Below are 2,053 nucleotides of genomic sequence, written 5' to 3'. Positions count from 1 at the left end.
CCATGCGCTCGGTGTCGTCGCGCGGGGCGACCGACGCGGCGTCGCCGGCCGGGGCCGCACCGTCGGAGTCAGCCGCACCCGAGACGTCGGCGGCGTCTCCGTCGCGCAGGGACGCCACGTCCACGGCGCCCTCGCCGCGGGCCTGCTGGGCCGCCAGCTCGCCGACCTCCTCCGGGTTCTCCACCGCGAACAGGACCATCTCCGCGACGTCGTTCAGCGACGCGTCCCGCATGGCCTGCAACTCGAGCGGCGGGATGGAGAACTCGTGCTCGACGCGGTTCTTGATGCGCACGGCCATGAGCGAATCCAGGCCGAGATCGAGCAGTGCCAGCTCCCTCGGCAGGTCGTCGGGGCTGTACCCCATCGAGGAGCCGACGATCCGGGCGAGCCTGTCGCTGATCGACTCGCCGGACCCGGGGTTCCAGCGGGCGTCGGCCTCGTCGTCGTCGTCCTCGTCCTCGCCGACCACCGGAGCGTCGGACTCGGCCGACTCGAAATGCGGCATCTCCGGCGCCGTCGACGGATCGATCGGCGCGCCGCCGCTGACCGCGCCGGAGGCGACCAGCACGAACGGCGCGGACTCCTCGTCCGACCGGACGTGGACCTGCACCGACGCCCCGCCCGGGTGCGGGGTGAGGGTCGTGGTGACCGATCCCGAGGCGGGGAGGACGCCGGGCCGGTCGACGGCGATGAGGGTCGCGCCCTCGACCACCGCCGCGGCCGCCGCGGACATCAGCGCGTCCACGCTGGGCACGACCTCGGCGCGGACCTGCCACGCGTGGCGGCCGTCGGGCAGCGCGACGTACGACCCCGGCATGCGGCCGTCGCCGGACCCGCCACCCGCGGTGACCTTGGGCCACAGGGTGCGGCGCTTCCACGCGGTGCCCGGCACCGGCGCGTACCGGCCGGGACCGGTGACGTGGCCGTGGATCATCTCCACGACGCTCGGCATGTCGATCGTGTGCCCGTGGACGTACAGCTGCGCGATCGCGTGCAGCAGCGTGTCCGCCTCGGACTCCTTGCGCTTGAGCGCGTGCAGGAGGTTCGGCTCCATGAGACCGGCGTCGAAGCACGTCGCGGCCACCGACATCGCGGCCACCGGGTTGGGGGCCAGCTCGAGGAAGGTCACGTACCCGGCGTCGACGGCCTTGCGCACGGCGTGGGTGAACCACACCGAGTGGCGCATGCCCTTGACCCAGTACTCCTCAGCGTGAACCGGCTCGTGGCCGGCGCGGTAGAAGGTCTCGCGGTCGACGGAGGAGAACAGCCCGGAGGTGAGTTCGCGCGGCTCGAGGCCGGCGATCTCCGCGGCCAGCTCGCCGAGGAGCATGTCGACGTCCGAGGTGTGCCCGGCACCGCGGACCTGCAGCTGACGGGCGAACTTGCCCTGCTCCTCGACCCACGCGACGAAGTCGGCGACGGGCTTGGCGCGGCCGCCGACCGTGGTGTGGGTGGGCGCGGCGTAGACGGCGGGCTCGATGGAGGCGAACTGCGGGTTGTCGGCGATGATCTGCGCGATCTCCTCGGCCGAGTACTCGACCAGCGCCATCGCGCCGGCCTCCTCCTCCGAGACCTGCCCCTCGGCGTCGCCCATGAGGCGCGAGCGCACGGTGATCACGCGCACCGCGTCCTCGAGGCCCAGGCCACCGGTCGCGTAGGCGGCGGCGACCTCACCCATGGAGTGCCCGATGACGGCCTCGGGCTTGGCGCCGAGCGCGCGCAGGGTGTCGACGAGCGCCACCTGGATCGCGAAGATGCCGACCTGGGAGTTCTCGAGTTCGTAGGTCTGGGAGTCGTCCAGGATCAGCTCGACGATCCGGTAGCCGGCCTCGAAGTCGATGAGCTCGTCGACCGCGTCCAGGCACGAGGCGAACAGCGGGTTGGACAGGTACAGCTCCTTGGCCATCTTGCGGTGCTGGGAGCCGAAGCCGGAGAACACCCACACGTCGCCCGTGCCGGCGGGGGCGTCGGCGCTGAACACTCCGGGGCCCGGGTCGCCGGCGGCGAGTGCGCGCAGTCCGGCGACGAGCTCGGCGCGGGTGTGGCCGACGAC

At 72.8% G+C, this 2,053-nt stretch carries 1 protein-coding gene; it reads right to left on the bottom strand.

The features are described 5' to 3' along the window. On the bottom strand, positions 1 to 2,053 hold a 2,053-nt coding region (locus HMPREF3086_RS10780; protein WP_141764063.1), incomplete at both ends, for an acyltransferase domain-containing protein.

Source organism: Dietzia sp. HMSC21D01 (assembly GCF_001815995.1).
Lineage (GTDB): Bacteria > Actinomycetota > Actinomycetes > Mycobacteriales > Mycobacteriaceae > Dietzia > Dietzia cinnamea.
The sequence above is the reverse complement of the archived record's forward strand: the minus strand, read 5'-3'. Positions and strand labels throughout refer to the sequence as shown.